The following is a 17,620-nucleotide window of genomic DNA, read 5'->3' on the forward strand; positions in this document are numbered from 1 at the left end:
ATGTCCCTGCTTCGTTCCGCACGTTTCCCCGCGATTGTGCTGCTTTGCGCTGCCGCGCTCGGCCTCATTGTGGCCAATTCCCCTCTGGGCGCGGCCGCCGACGACATCATGCACGCCTACGTTGGCATTCCCGATGTTTTCGAGCTCTCCGTTGATCATTGGATCAAAGACGGTCTGCTGGTGCTGTTCTTCTTCGTTGTCGCCGTCGAGCTGCAGTTTGAGTTGACCAACGGCCAACTCAACTCAGCGAAGAAGGCGCTGCAGCCCGCAATTGCCGCCACCGGCGGAGTGATCGTGCCGATCATGGTGTTCTTCGCGTTCACCGCCGGCACCGATTCGGCAGACGGCTGGCCGATTCCTACGGCCACAGACATCGCGTTCGCGCTCGGCGTTCTCGCGGTGTTTGGGCGAGGACTGCCGTCAGCACTGCGCATCTTCTTGCTCGCCTTGGCGATTCTCGACGACATCGTCGGCATCATTTTCATCGCGGTGCTGTTCACCACCGATGTGAACTTCGGCATGCTCGCCGCCGCCGCTGTCTGCGTGGTGCTCTTCGGTGTTCTCAGTCGGCAGCTCGATGGCCGCGCGCGCATCGCGATCTCCATCGTTCTGGTGCTGCTCGCTATCGCCGCGTGGGTGTTCACCTACCAATCGGGTGTTCACGCGACCATCGCGGGTGTGGCGCTGGGGCTTGCGATGGCGCAACAGCCGGCTCTGCGCACCCGGCACGCAATGGAGCCGTGGGTGAACGGCGTAGTGCTGCCCGTGTTCGCATTCGCTGCCGCGCTCGTGGTCATCCCTCAGGTGCCGCTGCGCGAACTCACTCCGGCGTTCTGGGGCATTGTTGTCGCACTGCCGGTGGGAAAGATTGTCGGAATCTCGCTGTTCGGCTGGATCTCACTTCGAGTGGGGCGCGACAAAACCGCAGAGAAACCCGCCCTCGCGTTCACCGATCTGCTGGCCGCAGGAGCACTCGGCGGCATCGGTTTCACGGTGTCACTGTTGCTCTCTGAGCTTGCCTTCGCGAGCAACGATGAGCTTCGTGACGAGGCAACACTCGGTGTTCTCGCCGGCTCAATGATCTCGCTCTTGCTTGCGGGCATTCTGGTGTCTTGGCGCGCGCGGCACTACCGCATGCTGGATCACGTCGAGGCCGGCACCACTGCCGACGATAAGAGTGCCACGGCGTGATGTTGTCGTGAGCGATCCTCAGGGCGATTCTCTTCGCGAGGCGGCCGAAACCATGCGTGCGGTGCGTGATCGCTGTGTTTGGACACAGCAGATCGACCACCACGCGCTGGTGCCCTATCTCGAGGAAGAGAGCGCCGAGCTGATCGACGCGATCGAGGCGGGAACCCGCGACGACCTGCGTGAAGAGCTGGGAGACCTGCTGTGGCAGGTGCTGTTTCACGCAGAGATCGCGTCGAGAGACGCTCGTTCGCCGTTCGATATTGACGACGTGGCGCGCGGTCTCACCGACAAGATGGTTCGGCGTCACCCGCACGTGTTTGCCGACGCCGTCGCAGCGACACCCGAAGAGGTGCTGGTGCACTGGAACGCAGCGAAGGCCGAAGAGAAGAGTTCTCGCAGCAGCGTGCTCGATGGCGTCAGCGAGAGAATGCCCACCCTCGCCCTCGCGCAGAAGCTGATCGGCAAGGCGCAGGTGGTCGGCATCGAGCCCGACTCCGCGATTGCTTCGCAAACACCAGCATCCGAACAGCAACTCGGCGAACAGCTGCTCGCGCTGACCGCGCTTGCCAAGCGCGAGGGCTGGGATGCCGAACGCGCGCTTCGAGAACGCCTGCGCGCGCTGACCACTGACGTCCGCGAGGTCGAAGCCCGCCGCGCTGCACAGGTCACACCCGTCGATAGACAAAGATAGAAGCGTGGCAACGGTCAATCCTCCGCGCGGAATGCGCGACTTTCTTCCCGCAGACAAAGCTCGTCGCGAGCGTGTGCTCGCCGTCATTCGTGAGCGCTACCGCGCGCACGGCTTCGACGAGATCGAGACTCCCATTATGGAGGAGTACGCACGCCTGCACTCGGGCATCGGCGGAGACAACGAAAAGCTCGCCTACAACGTGCTCAAACGCGGTCTCGATGGCGCGGCGATCACGGCTGCGGCTGACAGCCCGGCAGATCTCACCGATCTCGGGCTGCGCTACGATCTGACCGTGCCCCTCGCGCGTTTCTACGCGAGCCACCGGGGCGAGTTGCCGAGTGTCTTTCGTTCCGTGCAGATCGCTCCGGTCTGGCGCGCGGAGCGCCCGCAGAAGGGCCGCTACCGGCAGTTCATGCAGTGCGACATCGACATCATGGGCGACGCGAGTTCGCGTGCCGAGGCGGAACTGATCGTCGCCAGCCTCGACACGCTTGACGCATTGGGCCTTGAAGGTGCCAGCGTGCGAATCAACGATCGCCGAGTTCTCGATTGGATGCTGGGGCACTTCGGGTTCAGCGAGGCTGAGCGCCCCGGCGTGCTGATCACGATCGACAAACTCGACAAGATTCGAGCCGAGGGTGTCGTTGCTGAACTGCGTGAGCGAGGCGCGAGCGAGGCTGCGGTTGATGCATTTGAGTCCTTCATGCGCCGCCCCGTCACGCTCGAGTACAGCCCCTTCGGTGAGCGGCAAGTGCGCAAGCTGCTTCCTGACGCGGTGCCAGACGAGATCGTTGCGCACCTCGTGGGTATCGGCGCTGCGGTGAGCGCAGCGCGAACGACTTCAACCATCGTTCCTGGCGACATTCCGCTGGTTTTCGATCCCTTCCTCGTTCGAGGCATGGGGTACTACACCGGCACGATCTTCGAGCTGGCTCACCCGTCGGTCGACTATTCGCTCGGCGGTGGCGGCCGATACGACGGCATGATCGGCCGCTTCCTCGGTGGGGACGTGCCCGCCGTCGGTTTCTCAATCGGTTTCGAGCGAATCGTTGATCTGGTGAAGGATGCCGAAGACGAAGCATCCCGCTCGATAGTGCTCGTTCACGACCGTGACGTCGCGGTAGCTGAACTGCTTGCGATCAAAGCATCTCTGGTGGCTGAGGGCCTACGCGTGCGGCTCGAGGTGCGAACGAAGAACCTCAAGGCGCTACTGGAGCGCGCTTCAGCTGACGGCTACTCATCGTTTGCGATCGTTTCGGCTGGAGCGACCAGCGCCTCGCTCGAGATCAAGCCGCTTACATAGCCAGCAGGCGAACCCCGCGGTAGATCACTCCCGCAGCGACGACGGCGAGACCAGCGACCAGTGCTTGCCAAGGCAAGGTGATCGCAAGGACGATGCACCCTAGGCCTCCAATGACCTGCACTATTCGGGGATAGCGCCGCACGTCGACGCGTTGCCGAAACGCAGCAACATTCGCGACAAAGTAGTAAAGCAGTACGCCGAACGACGAGAAGCCGATTGCCCCGCGCAGGTCGAGGGTGGCGACAAGCACGATCACGATGAGGCCGAGCGTCAGCTCGGCACGGTGCGGCACCTTCCATCGCGGGTGCACCGCAGCCAGAAAGCGGGGCAGGTCACCCTCGCGTGCCATCGCGAAGCTGGTGCGACCGATTCCCGCGATCAGCGCCAGTAGGGCGCCGAGCGACGCTGCTGCAGCACCGACAGTTACGACAGCGGTTGTCCACGCGATACCGGAAGCCGCCGCGGCGTCGGCGAGCGGGGCTGTCGACGCGGCGGTGCCTTCGGGTCCGAGGGTTGAAAGCACCGCGGTGGCCACAACGAAGTAGACGACGAGCGCGAGGGTGAACGCGATGAGGATCGCGCGGGGGATTGTTCGCGAGGGGTCGCGTACTTCTTCGCCCATGGTGGCGATGCGGGCATAGCCAGCGAATGCGAAGAACAGCAGCCCGCCAGACTGAAGAATGCCGTACCAACCGAAGTCGCCGGCCGGCTCGCCCGTGAGCCAACCGGGGGAGGTGGGAGCGGAACCGGCCGCGGCGACACCGATGCTCAGGCTGATCAGCACCACGGCGACGATCACTCGAGTGAGCTGAGCGGTGCGGGTGATACCGAACCAGTTGACCGTGATCAGCCCCATCACAGCGATGATCGCGACGGGTCGTTCCCATCCAGCCGGCGCGGCGTATGCGGCGAAGGTCAACGCCATCGCCGCGCAACTTGCGGTCTTGCCGATGATGAACCCCCAGCCCGCGGTGAATCCCCACCAGGGACCCAGCTCAGCGCGCCCGTAGGCGTAGGTGCCGCCCGATGTCGGGTGCACTGCGGCGAGCTGTGCGGTGGAGGTAGCGTTTCCGAACGCCACGACAGCCGCGATCGCAAGACCGACGAGCAGGCCGGAGCCGGCCGCGGTGGCCGCGGGGGCAAAAGCCGCAAATACTCCTGCGCCGATCATCGATCCCAGACCGATGAACACGGCGTCCCCCAGGCCCAGACGTCGCTCGAGTGAGGGGGCTGTCACGGTGGCATCTTACGTGGATCGAGCCGCGGGGCGGTGTACACCGCTGGTAACCACCCGGACCCATTGTGTTCAGCTCGTAGATGTGGACTCTGCTCATGGGGCGCATGGCGAAGTCGCAGAGCGTATGGAAGTGGCAGAGCGTCTGGAAGCTGGAGAGCGTCTGGAAGTGGGAGAGCGTCTGGAAGCTGCAGCGCGCATTGCTGACGGTCGCGGTGCTCTTGGCTGCAGTGCTCAGCGCACGCACCGCGCTGCATCGACAAGCGGCCATCGCGCGGCGTCGAATTGGCAAGCCGCTGGGCGAAGACGCTATCGATGCCGACCGCATCTGGCAGCGGTCACTCGAGGGAACACCGATCGAGCTCCTGCTGCTCGGCGACTCGATCGCCGCGGGACTGGGTGCACACCGACGCAAAGACACCCTCGGCGGCAGGCTTGCGAAAGCGCTGGCATCGCAGATGCAGCGCCCCGTGCGCCTGACGACCGCGGCGGTGGTGGGCTCGGAGTCGTCACAGCTTGGCGTGCAGCTCGACGGCCTCGCTGACGGATACGTTGCAGACGTCGCGGTCATCATCGTCGGTGGCAACGACATCACGCATCGCATTCCCGTCACCATCTCAGCGGGCCATTTGGCGAGCGCTCTCGAGCGTCTGCACATTCGAGGAACCCGCGTCGTTGTTGGCACTTGTCCAGACCTTGGCGCCCTGCGTCCTGTTCCGCAGCCGCTGCGAATACTCGGCTCGCGACTTTCGCGACAGTTGGCGGCCGAACAGGCCGCGGTTGCGCGTCGCGCGGGCGCACATGCGGTGTCGTTGCGCCACACCGTGGGGCAGTTCTTCATCTCTGAACCCGATGAGATGTTCAGCCTCGACCGTTTTCACCCGAGCGCCCTTGGATATCGCCGCACTGCTGATGCGCTGCTTCCCGCTGTCGCAACGGCCGTGGCTGAACGACAAGCTGCTGTTGAGGCTGCCACGCACGAGGTGACCAGCCCGGCGGTCACAGAGCAGAACGCGTCCGCGTAAAGAGCAGAACGAGTCCGCGTAAACAACCAGGTGCGCTCAGCACTGTGACGCTGGTAGCGTGCGCTCAACGGGCTCACGTGGCCCAGCAACGAGGAGGCGCCAGTGTCAGCATCCACCCCCGCGTCGGCATCAGCTGGCGTCGCTCCGCAGCGCGAGCAGTGGACCGGCCAAGCCGGATTCATTTTGTCGGCGATCGGTTCAGCGGTCGGGCTGGGAAACATCTGGCGGTTTCCCGGCGTCGCATACGAGAACGGCGGCGGCGCGTTTCTGATCCCTTACCTCATCGCGTTGATCACGGCGGGAATCCCGATTCTGTTTCTCGACTATGCGATCGGGCATCGTTTTCGGGGTTCGGCACCGACTGCGTTTCGCCGGCTCGGCGGGCAGCGAAACGGGCGGTGGCTTGAAGGCCTCGGTTGGTTTCAAGTGACGATCGCCTTCGTCATCGGGCTGTACTACACCGTGGTGATCGCCTGGTCGCTGAGCTTCTTCGTCTTCTCATTCGATCTGCGTTGGGGCGACGACGCTGCCGGGTTCTTGATCAATGACTATCTGCAGCTCGGTGACCCGGGCTTGAGCATGCAGTTCGTGCCAGGAGTGCTCATACCGCTTGTGATCGTGTGGATCGCAGCAATCGTGGTGCTCGGAGCAGGCATCGCCCGTGGAATTCAGCGAGCGAACTTCATCTTCTTGCCGCTGCTGGTGGTGGCCTTTCTGATTCTTGTTGTGCGGGCACTCTTCTTGCCGGGGGCTGCGGATGGCCTCAACGCGTTGTTCACACCGCAATGGGAAGCACTCGCCGACCCGAATGTGTGGATCGCCGCATACAGTCAGATCTTCTTCTCACTCTCGATCGCCTTCGGCATCATGATCACGTACTCGTCGTATCGCAAGCGCCGGTCGAATCTGACTGCTCCAGGTCTCGTGGTGGCTTTTTCGAATTCGTCGTTCGAGATTCTCGCCGGCATCGGCGTGTTCGCCACCCTCGGGTTCTTCGCGTTCGAGCAAGGAATTGCAGTGAGCGAACTGAACGACATCACCGGAGTGTTGCTGTCATTCGTCACGTTCCCCGCGATCGTTTCAGAGATGCCAGGGGGACCGCTGTTCGGTGCATTGTTCTTCGGATCGCTCGTCGTTGCGGGATTCACCTCGCTGCTGTCGGTGCTGCAGGTGGTCTCGGCAGCTTTTCAAGAGAAGTTCAACCTGTCACCGCGCCGATCTGCCGCCACGATCGGGGTCGTTTCGGGAGTGCTTTCGGTGCTGCTGTTCTCAACCACCACCGGACTCATCGCCCTCGACACCGTCGATCATTGGGTCAACAACATCGGCATTGTGAGCTCGGCGATTCTGACAGTCGTCTTTGTTCTGTGGATGCTGCGCAAGGGCAATGAACTGCGTTTTCATCTCAACAGCGTCTCCACTTTTCAGGTGGGGCGTTCTTGGCTCTTCTTCGTCGGCCTGCTTGCGCCCGTGGTGCTGGGGTACATGCTGATTCAGCGCATCGTTGTGCTTGTCTTTGAGGGATACGAAGGCTATCCGGTCAGCTACCTTCTGGCGGTTGGGTGGGGTGCAGTGCTGCTCTTGGTCATCGGCGCTGTGGTGATGCCGTTGTTGAAGTGGAAGCGTCCGGTCGATGACTTCGATGTGTGGCCCGAGTACACCGAGGAGGTAGTGCGATGACCGCTGTTGCCATCACGTTTCTGATTCTCGCCCTCGTGCTGGTGTGGGGCGGGTTGATCGTCAGCGCTCTCGCGCTGAGGTCGCGCCCCGAAGTCGAGCGCTATCCCGCCGGCGGGATCGACGATCACCGCGAAGACGACGCGCCGATCGTTCACGACACCTGATCCGCTCGGCTCGGGTGAGGCTGCCGCAGGAATGGAACCAAGTTGTTCTATTTGATATAGAATAATCTCGTGCTAGTCAGAATCGAACCCACCAGCGACGCGCCGCTGTTCGAGCAGATCGCAGCGTCGATCCGATCGGATGCCGCAGCGGGGCGACTGCGCGCCGGCGACCGTTTGCCGACCGCTCGCGACGTGGCAGCCGCGCTCGACGTCAATCTGCACACCGTGCTGCGCGCATACCAAGACCTGCGCGACGAGGGCCTGGTCGACATGCGGCGTGGCCGCGGCGCGATCATCACCGATGCAGTGGTTGCACTCGCAGATCTGCGCAACGAGATCGACGAGTTGGTGGCGAGGTCTCGCCACCTCGGCGTCTCACCCGAACTGTTGACCTCTCTCGTAAAGGAGATCGCTCATGACCGTTGAATCCTCTCTGGTGGCTCGCCGCTTCGTTCTGGTTGCCGTTGTCATTCCGGCCGTGATCACCCTCATCGGCATCGTCATCCAGCTCATCGCGTTGCCCCACGTGCCCGCGACGGTGGCCACCCACTGGAATGCCGCAGGTCAGCCAGACGGTTTCGCGCCAGCATGGTTGGTTCCGCTGACGACGTTGCTGCTTGGTTTGGGTGTTCCGGCTTTGCTGGCGCTGTTTGCCGCTCCCGGCCTTCGGCGCGGCGACAGGGGAGTGACCTATCGCTTCCTCGGCGCGACCGGCACATGGGTTTCGGCGCTCATCGTTGTGTTGTTCACGTGGACGTTCGTCATGCAGAAGGGCGCGGAATCGTCGGCGGAAGCCACTGGGATCTTTCTGCCACTCGTCGTGGCGTTGGTCGTCGCGACGGGGCTGGCGCTGATGGCGTGGTTCTTGCAGCCAGCGACCGAGACAGTGCGCTCGCTCTCGCGAGCTCCCCAAGATCTTGCGCTCGCCTCGGGCGAACGCGTCGTCTGGGTGCACGGAGCTGCCATGACGCCGGCCGTCATGTGGGTGCTCTGGGGGGTCTCGATCGTTCTGACCGGCGCCGGCATCATCGCCGTTGCCGCGGATTCCGGAGCTTCGGGATGGATTCTCGCGACGACCGGACTGGTTCTGCTGATCGCGGTAGGCGCGACAACGGCATTCACTGTCGTGGTGAATAACGCTGGGCTGACGGTGCGGTCGGTATGGGGAGTGCCGCGTTTTTCGGTGCCGCTGAGCGACATCGCGGCTGTCGAAGTGGCAGACGTCATGCCGATGGGCGAGTTCGGGGGTTGGGGCGTGCGAATGGCTCCGGGCCGGTTTGGCGTGGTGCTTCGGGCAGGTCAAGCGATCGAGGTCACCCGAAACGACGGGCGGCACTTCGTAGTCACGACTGACGATGCCGAAACCGGCGCGTCATTGCTCGCTGCTCTAGCCGAGCGCGCGAACGCTGCAACCACCTGATAGCAACTGACGCAGGCAATCTGCAGCATTGTCGAGACCATCACTACACGTCTGCGAGACACTTGACGTCACGCCAGCGCCGCGGTTGGCTGGGCCTATGACCGAGCCCTCTCCAGACGCATGGCGCCGCGTCGACAGCTATCTGACCGAGCTTCTCGTGGGAGCGGATCCCGTGTTGGACGCGGCCGTGCGCGAACAGCATGCGGCCGGGATGCCTGCGATCGAGGTCGCACCGGTGAACGGCAAGTTCTTGAATCTGCTCGCTCGCATCTCGGGTGCTCGCCGGGTGCTTGAGATCGGAACGCTAGCGGGCTATTCGACGATCTGGCTGGCGCGCGCCATTCCTGACGACGGTCACGTGATCACGATCGAAGCCGAACCTGCCAATGCCCGCGTTGCGCGCACCAACCTCGACCGCGCGGGCGTGGGGGCGAAAGTCGACATTCGGGTTGGACGCGCCGCCGATGTGCTTCCCACGCTTGAGGGCGATTCGCCCTTTGACCTCGTTTTCATTGACGCAGACAAAGAGTCCAACACCGTCTACCTTGACTGGGCTGCGCGTCTGGGACGAGCTGGCACCGTCGTGGTTGTCGACAACATTGGGCGAGGAGGCGAGATCGCTGACCCGGCGACCACCAACTCTCAGGTGATCGGGACGCAACGAGGACTCGAGATGCTCGCGCGTGATCCACGCTTCGATGCGACGGCGCTGCAGACTCTCGACCGAAAGGGCTATGACGGAGTCGCCGTGGCGGTAGTGATCTGAGCGCGGCGATTCCGGGTGCGGCGCGCAACGAAATATGACACTGGCAAGTTCGTTCACGGTCACTAGACTCGTGAACGGACCAAAGACGCTCCGCAGATCCACCCCTCCACGACACAAGGAGTACCTAAGTGGCACTTATCGAGGCAGTAGGCGCACGCGAGATTCTGGATTCACGCGGCAACCCGACCGTAGAGGTGGAGGTCTTGCTCGACGATGGCATCGTTCAGCGCGCGGCCGTTCCCTCAGGTGCGTCGACCGGCGCGTTCGAAGCATATGAGCTTCGCGATGGCGACAAGAGTCGATACAACGGCAAGGGCGTCCTCAAGGCCGTCGCCGCGGTTGTTGACGAGCTCGGCCCGGCAATTGAAGGAGTCGAGGCGAGCGAGCAGCGCATCATCGACGAGATTCTGATCGAGACCGACGGCACCGACAACAAGTCGCGCGCGGGCGCGAACGCGATCTTGGGCGTGTCTCTCGCCGTCGCCAAGGCCGCAGCAGACTCCGCGGATCTTCCGTTGTTCCGCTACCTTGGCGGCCCCAACGCGCACGTTCTTCCCGTGCCGCTGTTCAACGTGATCAACGGTGGCTCGCACGCAGACAACGGCATCGACTGCCAGGAGTTCTTCCTCGCGCCCATCGGCGCGGCCAGCTTCTCTGAGGCGTTGCGTTGGGGTGCTGAGACCTACCACGTGCTGCACAGCGAGCTGAAGGCAGCCGGATACACGACCGGTCTTGGCGACGAGGGCGGATTCGCGCCCGACCTCGGCAGCAACCGTGAGGGCCTGGACTTCTTGGTCAAGGCGATCGAGAAGGCTGGCTTCACCGTTGGCACTGACATCGCGCTCGGCATGGACGTCGCGGCAACGGAGTTCTACTCCGAGGGCAAGTATCACTTCGAGGGCAAGCCATGGACCGCAGCCGAGCTCACTGACTACTACGTTGACCTCGTCGACAACTACCCGATCGTCACTATTGAAGACGCTTTGGCAGAAGACTCGTGGGAAGACTGGAAGGCACTGACCGAGAAGCTGGGTGTCAAGACGCAGCTCGTCGGCGACGACCTCTTCGTCACGAACCCCGAGCGCCTGAAGCAGGGCATCGACCTTGGCGTTGCCAACTCGCTGCTTGTGAAGGTGAACCAGATCGGCACGCTCAGCGAAACGCTCGACGCTGTTGATATGGCACACCGTGCTGGCTACACCTCGATGTTCTCGCACCGTTCCGGTGAAACTGAAGACACGACGATCGCCGACCTGGTCGTGGCGACGAACGCAGGTCAGATCAAGAGCGGCGCGCCCGCACGCAGCGAGCGCGTAGCGAAATACAATCAACTTCTGCGCATCGAAGAAGAGCTCGGCGACGCCGGTAGCTTTATCGGCCGCGCCGCGTTCCCCCGTTTCAAGGGATAGCGCTCAACACACTGCAAGTGAGAGGGGGAGCCGTGGTCAAGAAGACGGCTCCCCCTTCTCGTGCCCCCCGCTCGGCCGGGCGTGGTCAGATCGATGTGCGCGGCTGGCTCGGCGGCATTCGCCTATCGGGATTCATGGTCATCATGCTGTCGCTCGTGGTGCTTGCCGCGTTCGTGCTCGTGCCGACCATCGGCACCTACGTGAATCAGCGCCAGCAGATCGCCGCTCTCGAAGCCGCGGTGCAACTGAGCCAAGAAGAAGTCGCAGCGCTCGAGCAGGAACGTGACCGATGGTCGGACGCGGCCTACATCACCACGCAAGCGCGCGAGCGGCTGTACTACGTCAAGCCAGGCGAGGTCGTCTACCTGGTAGACAATGATCTGCCGCCGGAAGACCTTCCCGTCGAGCAGCGCGAAGTGAGTAAAACCCTGGAGGTCACGCCGACCGACTGGATGGCGCAACTTGTCTCTTCGGTGACTGAAGCGGGACTCGCACAGACTGTCGTCGCGCCGACGATCGGCATTCCAGACGACGCGCCGACGCCCGCGCCGACCGAGTAATCCAGCGGTGTCTCAGCCGTACCCGGTAGCGTAGCGGTCGTGACGACCCCGCCTTTCGCCCCTGTCAATGATGCTGATCTCGCCGTTCTGCAGGCGCAGCTCGGACGCCCCGCGCGGGGCGTGCTCGGAGTTGCGGCGCGCTGCGTGTGCGGGAATCCGACGGTGGTCGCCACCGTGCCCAGGCTGCCGGATGGAACGCCGTTCCCGACTTTTTACTACCTCACCCATCCGGGGGCGACGATCGCGATGTCCAAGCTCGAGGCAGACCACGTGATGAACGTCTTCGCCGAAGAGCTGGCAGAAGACGAGGAGCTCTCGGCCAGCTACGAGCGCGCTCATCAGGCATACCTCGCTGATCGCGCGCAGTACGGCGAGGTCACTGAGATCGAGGGTATCTCGGCCGGGGGAATGCCCACGCGCGTCAAGTGCCTCCACGCCTTGGCCGGTCATGCGTTGGCTGCCGGACCGGGTGTGAACCCCATCGGCGACCGAGCGCTCGAGATGTCGGTCTGGTCACCAGATCGTTGTGTGTGCGCCGATCCCGGAAACGGCGGATGATCCGCCGCTCGTTTGCCTCGCTTGCGGCAGTCGCAGTGCTGGTTGCAGCTCTGCCGTTGACGGCCGCGGCGGGCTCGGTGCAGTCGATAGCAGCGTTGCCCGCAGCGACAACCGCAGCCACGACGGCAGCGACTCCCACCGCGACGCCCGAAGCCGACGACGTCGATCCGGTTCGACGCGCGGAGTACTGGCTCGAGGATTACGGCGTCTACGACGCCTGGGAGGTCACACGCGGCGAAGGCGTGCGTATCGCCATCATTGACACTGGCATCGGGAGAGGACCGGCCGAATTTGAGGGGGCTGTCGTTGCGGGCACCGATGTATCGGGTCTCGGCACTTCCGACGGTCGCACTCCGGTGGGTGCCGTCGATGCAGACCACGGCAGCTGGGTTGGCTCATTGGCAGCTGCCCGCGGCACCGGTGCAGAGGAAGGTATGGTCGGCGTGGCGCCAGAGGCCGAACTGCTCTCGGTCTCGGTCGGGTTTGGCGCTGCCGCTCAGAAACCGTTCACAGAGCAGATTGCCGAAGCGATCCGCTGGTCTGTCGACACTGGTGCAGACGTCATCAACATGTCGCTCACCACGAACGAGTCGACCTGGGACGAAAGCTGGGATGACGCGTTCATGTACGCATTCGACAACGACGTCGTCGTCGTTGTCGCAGCGGGCAACCGGGGGAGTGGAACAACGAAAGTCGGTGCCCCGGCCACGATCCCGGGTGTGCTGACGGTAGGCGGCGTCGACCCCAACGGTGTGGCGAGCGTCGATGCGTCGACGCAGGGAATCACGATAGGAGTTTCGGCGCCGAGCGAACGACTCATCGGTGTGTCGGCTGACGGACGGCTCGTGCAGTGGGACGGCACGAGCGGTGCCGCGCCCATCGTCGCGGGCATCGCGGCACTCGTGCGCTCGGCCCACCCTGACCTCGATGCACAGAATGTCATCAATCGGATCATCCAGACGGCCGAGCCTGCGGCAGCCGCGACAGCAGATCCTGATCCGCTCTACGGCTACGGGCTGGTCAACGCGGGTGCGGCCGTGACGGCCAGCATTCCTACCGTGCAGAGCAACCCGATGGGGAGTCTCAGCGACTGGATTCGGCTGTATCGCCGCGCCGACAGCGCACCGGCTCCTGTGCAGACCCAAGAGCCGGTCGTCGTGCCCGCGCTTCCGCCCGTCGAAGACGTCACCACGGTGGCTTCGCCCCTGCTTCCGAGCTACTCAACTCTTGTCTACGGCTCGGTCCCGCTCATGCTCGGCACTGCCAGCGCTATACTGGTGGCGCTCGGCGTCACTGCTGCTGTCCGACGCATCCGATCGGCGAGGTCCTCGCCGAGCCGCTGATACTCAGGAGTAATTCCCCCGTGACGAACACCGTGCCCAAGATTCTCATTGTCGGTGGCGGATACGCAGGCTTTTATACCGCCTGGAAGCTCGAAAAGCACCTTCGCAAGGGCGAAGCCGAGGTCACCATGGTTGACCCGCTGCCCTACATGACCTACCAGCCGTTTCTTCCCGAAGTTGCCGCTGGAGAGATCGAAGCCCGCCACGTCATCGTCGGACACCGCCGACACCTCAAGAAGACGCGCATTGTCACCGCCAAGGTGACGGGCATCGACCACGCGAACAAGACCGCGACAATCACCCCGGCGGTGGGCGACGCGTGGGAGGAGACCTACGATCAGATCGTCGTCACCGCTGGTGCCGTGTCGCGTACGTTCCCGATTCCGGGCATCGCAGACAACGCAATTGGTCTGAAGACGATTGAAGAAGCTGTCGCTATTCGCGACCGTGTGCTGACGAACTTCGAGCGCGCATCGAACCTGCCCGCCGGTCCCGAGCGTGACCGACTGCTGACGGTCGTCGTCGTCGGCGGTGGTTTCGCAGGAATTGAGATCTTTGCCGAGCTTCGTGCCCTGGCATCATCGCTGATCAAGGACTACCCGACGCTCAGCTTCGAAGACACTCACTTCCACTTGATCGAGGCCATGGGGCGCATCATGCCCGAGGTTTCGCTCAAGACGAGCGAATGGGTGCTCAAGTCGCTGGCAAAGCGCGGCGCGAACGTGCACCTCGACACCCAGCTGACTGGCGCCGTGGACGGCAACGTCGAATTGTCGACCGGCGAGATCATCCCGACCGACATCATCGTGTGGACCGCGGGAGTTATGGCCAACCCGACGGTGGTGCGCGGCAGCGACTTGCTCGTCGAAGAGCGGGGGCGCATTGCGACTCGCGCTGATCTGCGCGTGGGCACGGCCGACGAGATCGTTGAGGGCGCCTGGGCAGCTGGCGATATTTCGGCGGTTCCCGACCTCACCGGAGCTGGGCCCGGCGGCTACTGCGTGCCGAATGCGCAGCACGCAGTGCGACAGGCCAAGCTTCTTGCCAAGAACCTCGTGGCAGTGCTGCGCGGAGAACTGCCACGCGAGTACATTCACAAGAACCTCGGCGCGGTTGCAGGGCTGGGGCTATACAACGGTGTTTTCCAGTCGGGCAACATCGCGCTCAAGGGCTTCATCGCGTGGGTCGCGCACCGTGGCTACCACGGTCTCGCAATGCCGTCGTGGGAACGCAAGTGGCGCGTCATCGGCGACTGGTGGCACAACTTCTGGCTCGGCCGCGACAACGTGTCGTTGCAGACTGTTCAGCACCCGCGCTACGTGTTCGAAGAGTTCGCTGCCCGGCCGCGCCCAGCGGTTTCAGCGGAAACTCCGCCGAAGCCCGACGCTGGCGCGAAGCCCGCAGAGAAGGCTCCTACTGGCGGCTGAGGCAGCTAGGCTTCACCACGGAGCCGGCGACTTCGTCGTACGCTGATCCAGACAGACATGCGTTTCGAGGCGTATCTGTCGTGCCCCCGTAGCCCAATTGGCAGAGGCAGGCGACTTAAAATCGCTCCAGTCTGGGTTCGAGCCCCAGCGGGGGTACCAAACAAATGGGTCGCGGGCGTGCGGCAGGCTTAGGCTGTTGATATGTGCGCGCACCCGAAGCGGGCCGTATGAGCCTCACCATGCTGTCCACCCCGACGACGGGGTCGCCTTGGAGCGATCCAGCGGCCTACTGGGGCGCGATGACTCGCGCCACTCAAAACCTCTCGGGGCCGATCGCCGCGATTAACGTTGCAGCCCTGCGATACAACGCGCTCGACCTCGTAGTGCGCGCCAGCGGTCTGCCGATCCGAGTTGCCAGCAAGTCGATTCGCGTGCGAGAAGTGATGGATGCCACGCTCGCTCTACCCGGATACCGTGGCATCCTCGCCTTCACTCTCCCCGAAGCGCTGTGGCTAGCTGAGCGGCATGGCGACGTGGTGGTGGGATACCCGACGGCCGATCGTCACGCGATTGCAGCACTCGCCGCGGATGAGCGTGCTGCCGCCCGCGTCACACTCATGGTCGATGATGTTTCGCATCTCGACCTGATTGACTCAGTGGTTGAGCCGGGCAAACGGCCTGCGATTCGGCTGTGCATCGATGCTGACGCCTCGTGGCGAGCTCGGGGACTCGGACACATCGGCGTGCGCAGGTCGCCGGTGCACGAGCCTGAAGAAGCTGCGTCGCTCGCCCGCGCGATCGTCGCCCGCCCCGGTTTCGAGCTGGTCGGCTTGATGATGTACGAGGCTCAGATCGCCGGCCAGGGAAACTCGACAGGCCGCGGTGATGTCGCCATCAGGTGGATGCAACGCCGATCCGGTGCCGAGTTGCTCCAGCGGCGCGCCGCGATTGTGCGGCTGTTGCGCGACATTGCTCCGATCGAGTTCGTGAATGGCGGCGGGACTGGCTCACTTGAGCTCACCGCCTCGGACCAGTCGGTCACCGAAGTCACTGCCGGTAGCGGTTTGCTCGCGGGTCACCTGTTCGACGGGTATCGCTCCTTCGCTCCCGCTCCGGCTGCTGCGTTCTCGCTCGAGGTTGTGCGCAAGCCAACCGCCGATATTGCAACTGTGCTGGGCGGTGGTTGGATTGCTTCTGGACCGGCTGATGAGTCGCGCCAACCCAGACCGGTTTGGCCCCAGGGGCTCGCCACTCTCGGCCGCGAAGGCGCGGGAGAGGTGCAGACGCCGTTGCAAGGCGAGGCTGCCCGCACGCTGAAGGTTGGAGACCGCGTCTGGTTTCGACACTCGAAGAGCGGCGAGCTGGCAGAGCGCGTCGCGTCGTATCACCTCGTCGATGGGGATCGACTCGTCGGGGAGAGCGCAACGTATCGCGGTGAACAGAGAGCCTTCCTATGATGCGCATGGGCGGCGTTTGGCAGAACTGGGGTCGTAGCGAGAAGGTTCGCCCGCAGGCCGTCGAGTACCCGCGAACAGCCGAGGCAGTCCAGCGATCCGTCGTGGCCGCGGGTGCCCGTGGGTTGCGAGTGAAAGCTATTGGCGCGAGTCACAGCTTCACGGGCATCGCGGTTGCCCCGGGCGTGTTGCTCGAGCTCGCATATCTTTCGGGACTGGTGAGCGTCGATGCAGATCGCTCATATGTCACGCTGCTCGCGGGAACCAGACTTCACCAGATTCCGCAGCTGCTTGCCCCTTACGGCCTCGCAATGGAGAATCTCGGTGACATAGATAGCCAGTCAATCTCGGGCGCGATTTCGACCGGCACGCACGGCACCGGCACACGGTTCGGTGGAATCGCCACCCAGGTGGTGGGCGTCACCCTCGTTACCGCCGACGGCGAGGTTCTCGTTGTGAACGAACAAGAAAACACCGAACTCCTCCCCGCGGCAGCGCTCGGGCTGGGAGCGCTGGGGGTCATCGTTGATGTCACAGTCCGTTGCGTGCCGGCGTTCGTTTTGCACGCGATCGAGCAACCCGAGTCCCTCGAACACGTGCTCGATGAAATCGATGCCAGAGTGGCAGCGACCGACCACTTCGAGTTCTACTGGTTTCCTCACACCGACAGGGCCATGACGAAGACCAACACGCGTCTGCCGGCAGACGCTCCTCAGCATCCGCTCCCGCGGATCGGCAAGTGGGTCGATGACGTGCTGGTTGGCACCGCTCTGCACCAGGTGGCGTGCAGTCTGACACACCTGGCTCCGTCGACGGCACCGGCGATCAACCGACTCTCGGTGAAGCTGTGGGGTGATCGCGAGTTCACCGATTCCTCGGCCAGCGTGTTCGCGACAACTCGTTCAGTGCGATTTCGTGAGATGGAGTATGCACTTCCCATTGAGAACGTGCGCGCGGCATTCGAGGCGGTGCAGGCGCTCGTACGCGAGCGTCGCTGGCGCATCTCGTTTCCCGTCGAGGTGCGTTTTACACAGGGCGATGAGCTATGGATGTCGACCGCTCACGGCAGAGCATCGGGCTACATTGCGGTACACCGATATTGGCGAGACGACCCTGCGGAGTATTTTGACGCCGTCGAGCAGATCATGACCGAGTTCGGCGGTCGGCCGCACTGGGGCAAGATGCACACTCTTGACGCGTCCGTCTTGCGGGAGCGTTACCCGCGCTTCGATGACTTCGTTGCGGTACGCGACCGACTTGATCCCGATCGTATGTTCCACAACCCTTACCTGGAGCGCGTTCTTGGTGAGTGACCGCTGAGAGTACGGGCAGTGTCGTCGCCACAGGTGACGCCGTTGATTAGGATGAACTCATACTTAGAACGGAGTCGTGCGC

General features: G+C 63.5%; 17 protein-coding genes and 1 tRNA gene. 17 read left to right on the top strand and 1 reads right to left on the bottom strand.

What is annotated here, in order from left to right:
* Genes nhaA through hisS form a run of 3 tightly spaced genes read left to right on the top strand, consistent with a single transcriptional unit; the run spans position 1 to position 3,185 of the window.
* Positions 1–1,191: a Na+/H+ antiporter NhaA gene (nhaA, locus tag SJY18_RS00325; RefSeq protein WP_396668024.1), complete on the top strand. Its 1,191-nt coding sequence runs from the start codon at positions 1–3 to the stop codon at positions 1,189–1,191.
* Between the two features lie 52 nt (positions 1,192–1,243).
* A complete protein-coding gene (locus SJY18_RS00330) occupies positions 1,244–1,882 on the top strand; it encodes a MazG family protein (RefSeq protein ID WP_337338442.1) in 639 nt (212 codons plus the stop codon).
* A gap of 31 nt (positions 1,883–1,913) precedes the next feature.
* Positions 1,914–3,185, top strand: a complete 1,272-nt coding sequence (gene hisS / locus SJY18_RS00335; protein ID WP_396668858.1) for a histidine--tRNA ligase — start codon at positions 1,914–1,916, stop codon at positions 3,183–3,185.
* Here hisS and SJY18_RS00340 read toward each other — a convergent pair.
* Entirely contained in the window at positions 3,178–4,422 is a 1,245-nt protein-coding gene (locus SJY18_RS00340) for an APC family permease (RefSeq protein WP_396668025.1), read from the bottom strand. The genes hisS and SJY18_RS00340 overlap by 8 nt on opposite strands.
* Before the next feature lie 80 nt (positions 4,423–4,502).
* Here SJY18_RS00340 and SJY18_RS00345 point away from each other — a divergent pair, with 80 nt between their 5' ends.
* The 14 genes from SJY18_RS00345 to SJY18_RS00410 all read left to right on the top strand — a co-directional run bounded on the left by SJY18_RS00345 (position 4,503) and on the right by SJY18_RS00410 (position 17,538).
* Positions 4,503–5,444, top strand: coding sequence for an SGNH/GDSL hydrolase family protein (locus SJY18_RS00345; protein ID WP_396668026.1), 942 nt, complete (start codon positions 4,503–4,505; stop codon positions 5,442–5,444).
* 102 nt (positions 5,445–5,546) lie between these two features.
* A complete protein-coding gene (locus tag SJY18_RS00350; protein ID WP_396668027.1) occupies positions 5,547–7,124 on the top strand; it encodes a sodium-dependent transporter in 1,578 nt (525 codons plus the stop codon).
* Complete coding sequence (locus SJY18_RS00355) at positions 7,121–7,288, top strand: methionine/alanine import family NSS transporter small subunit (RefSeq protein WP_337338335.1); 168 nt, start codon at positions 7,121–7,123, stop codon at positions 7,286–7,288. Before SJY18_RS00350 ends, SJY18_RS00355 begins: the two co-directional genes overlap by 4 nt.
* 69 nt (positions 7,289–7,357) lie before the next feature.
* Positions 7,358–7,714, top strand: coding sequence for a GntR family transcriptional regulator (locus SJY18_RS00360; protein WP_337338334.1), 357 nt, complete (start codon positions 7,358–7,360; stop codon positions 7,712–7,714).
* A complete protein-coding gene (locus SJY18_RS00365; protein ID WP_396668028.1) occupies positions 7,704–8,708 on the top strand; it encodes a DUF1648 domain-containing protein in 1,005 nt (334 codons plus the stop codon). Before SJY18_RS00360 ends, SJY18_RS00365 begins: the two co-directional genes overlap by 11 nt.
* Before the next feature lie 97 nt (positions 8,709–8,805).
* A complete protein-coding gene (locus SJY18_RS00370) occupies positions 8,806–9,474 on the top strand; it encodes an O-methyltransferase (protein WP_396668029.1) in 669 nt (222 codons plus the stop codon).
* A 128-nt stretch (positions 9,475–9,602) separates the two neighbouring features.
* Positions 9,603–10,883, top strand: coding sequence for a phosphopyruvate hydratase (gene eno / locus SJY18_RS00375; protein ID WP_337338331.1), 1,281 nt, complete (start codon positions 9,603–9,605; stop codon positions 10,881–10,883).
* 32 nt (positions 10,884–10,915) lie between these two features.
* Positions 10,916–11,443 carry a septum formation initiator family protein gene (locus SJY18_RS00380; RefSeq protein WP_396668030.1) on the top strand — a complete coding sequence of 176 codons (528 nt, stop codon included), beginning with the start codon at positions 10,916–10,918 and terminating at the stop codon, positions 11,441–11,443.
* 39 nt (positions 11,444–11,482) lie between these two features.
* On the top strand, positions 11,483–12,001 hold the full coding sequence (locus SJY18_RS00385; RefSeq protein WP_337338329.1) for a DUF501 domain-containing protein: 519 nt from the start codon (positions 11,483–11,485) through the stop codon (positions 11,999–12,001).
* A complete protein-coding gene (locus SJY18_RS00390) occupies positions 11,998–13,344 on the top strand; it encodes a S8 family serine peptidase (RefSeq protein ID WP_396668031.1) in 1,347 nt (448 codons plus the stop codon). Before SJY18_RS00385 ends, SJY18_RS00390 begins: the two co-directional genes overlap by 4 nt.
* A 32-nt stretch (positions 13,345–13,376) precedes the next feature.
* On the top strand, positions 13,377–14,771 hold the full coding sequence (locus tag SJY18_RS00395; RefSeq protein WP_396668859.1) for an NAD(P)/FAD-dependent oxidoreductase: 1,395 nt from the start codon (positions 13,377–13,379) through the stop codon (positions 14,769–14,771).
* An 82-nt stretch (positions 14,772–14,853) separates the two neighbouring features.
* Positions 14,854–14,930: transfer RNA gene (locus SJY18_RS00400), tRNA-Leu, on the top strand.
* Positions 14,931–14,998: 68 nt separating this feature from the next.
* Complete coding sequence (locus SJY18_RS00405) at positions 14,999–16,228, top strand: alanine racemase (RefSeq protein WP_396668860.1); 1,230 nt, start codon at positions 14,999–15,001, stop codon at positions 16,226–16,228.
* Positions 16,225–17,538: a D-arabinono-1,4-lactone oxidase gene (locus tag SJY18_RS00410; RefSeq protein ID WP_396668032.1), complete on the top strand. Its 1,314-nt coding sequence runs from the start codon at positions 16,225–16,227 to the stop codon at positions 17,536–17,538. The genes SJY18_RS00405 and SJY18_RS00410 overlap by 4 nt, the downstream gene beginning before the upstream one ends.
* The last annotated feature ends 82 nt before the right edge of the window (positions 17,539–17,620 follow it).

Origin of the sequence: Microbacterium sp. R86528 (assembly GCF_044596335.1) — a bacterium.
Lineage (GTDB): Bacteria > Actinomycetota > Actinomycetes > Actinomycetales > Microbacteriaceae > Microbacterium > Microbacterium marmarense.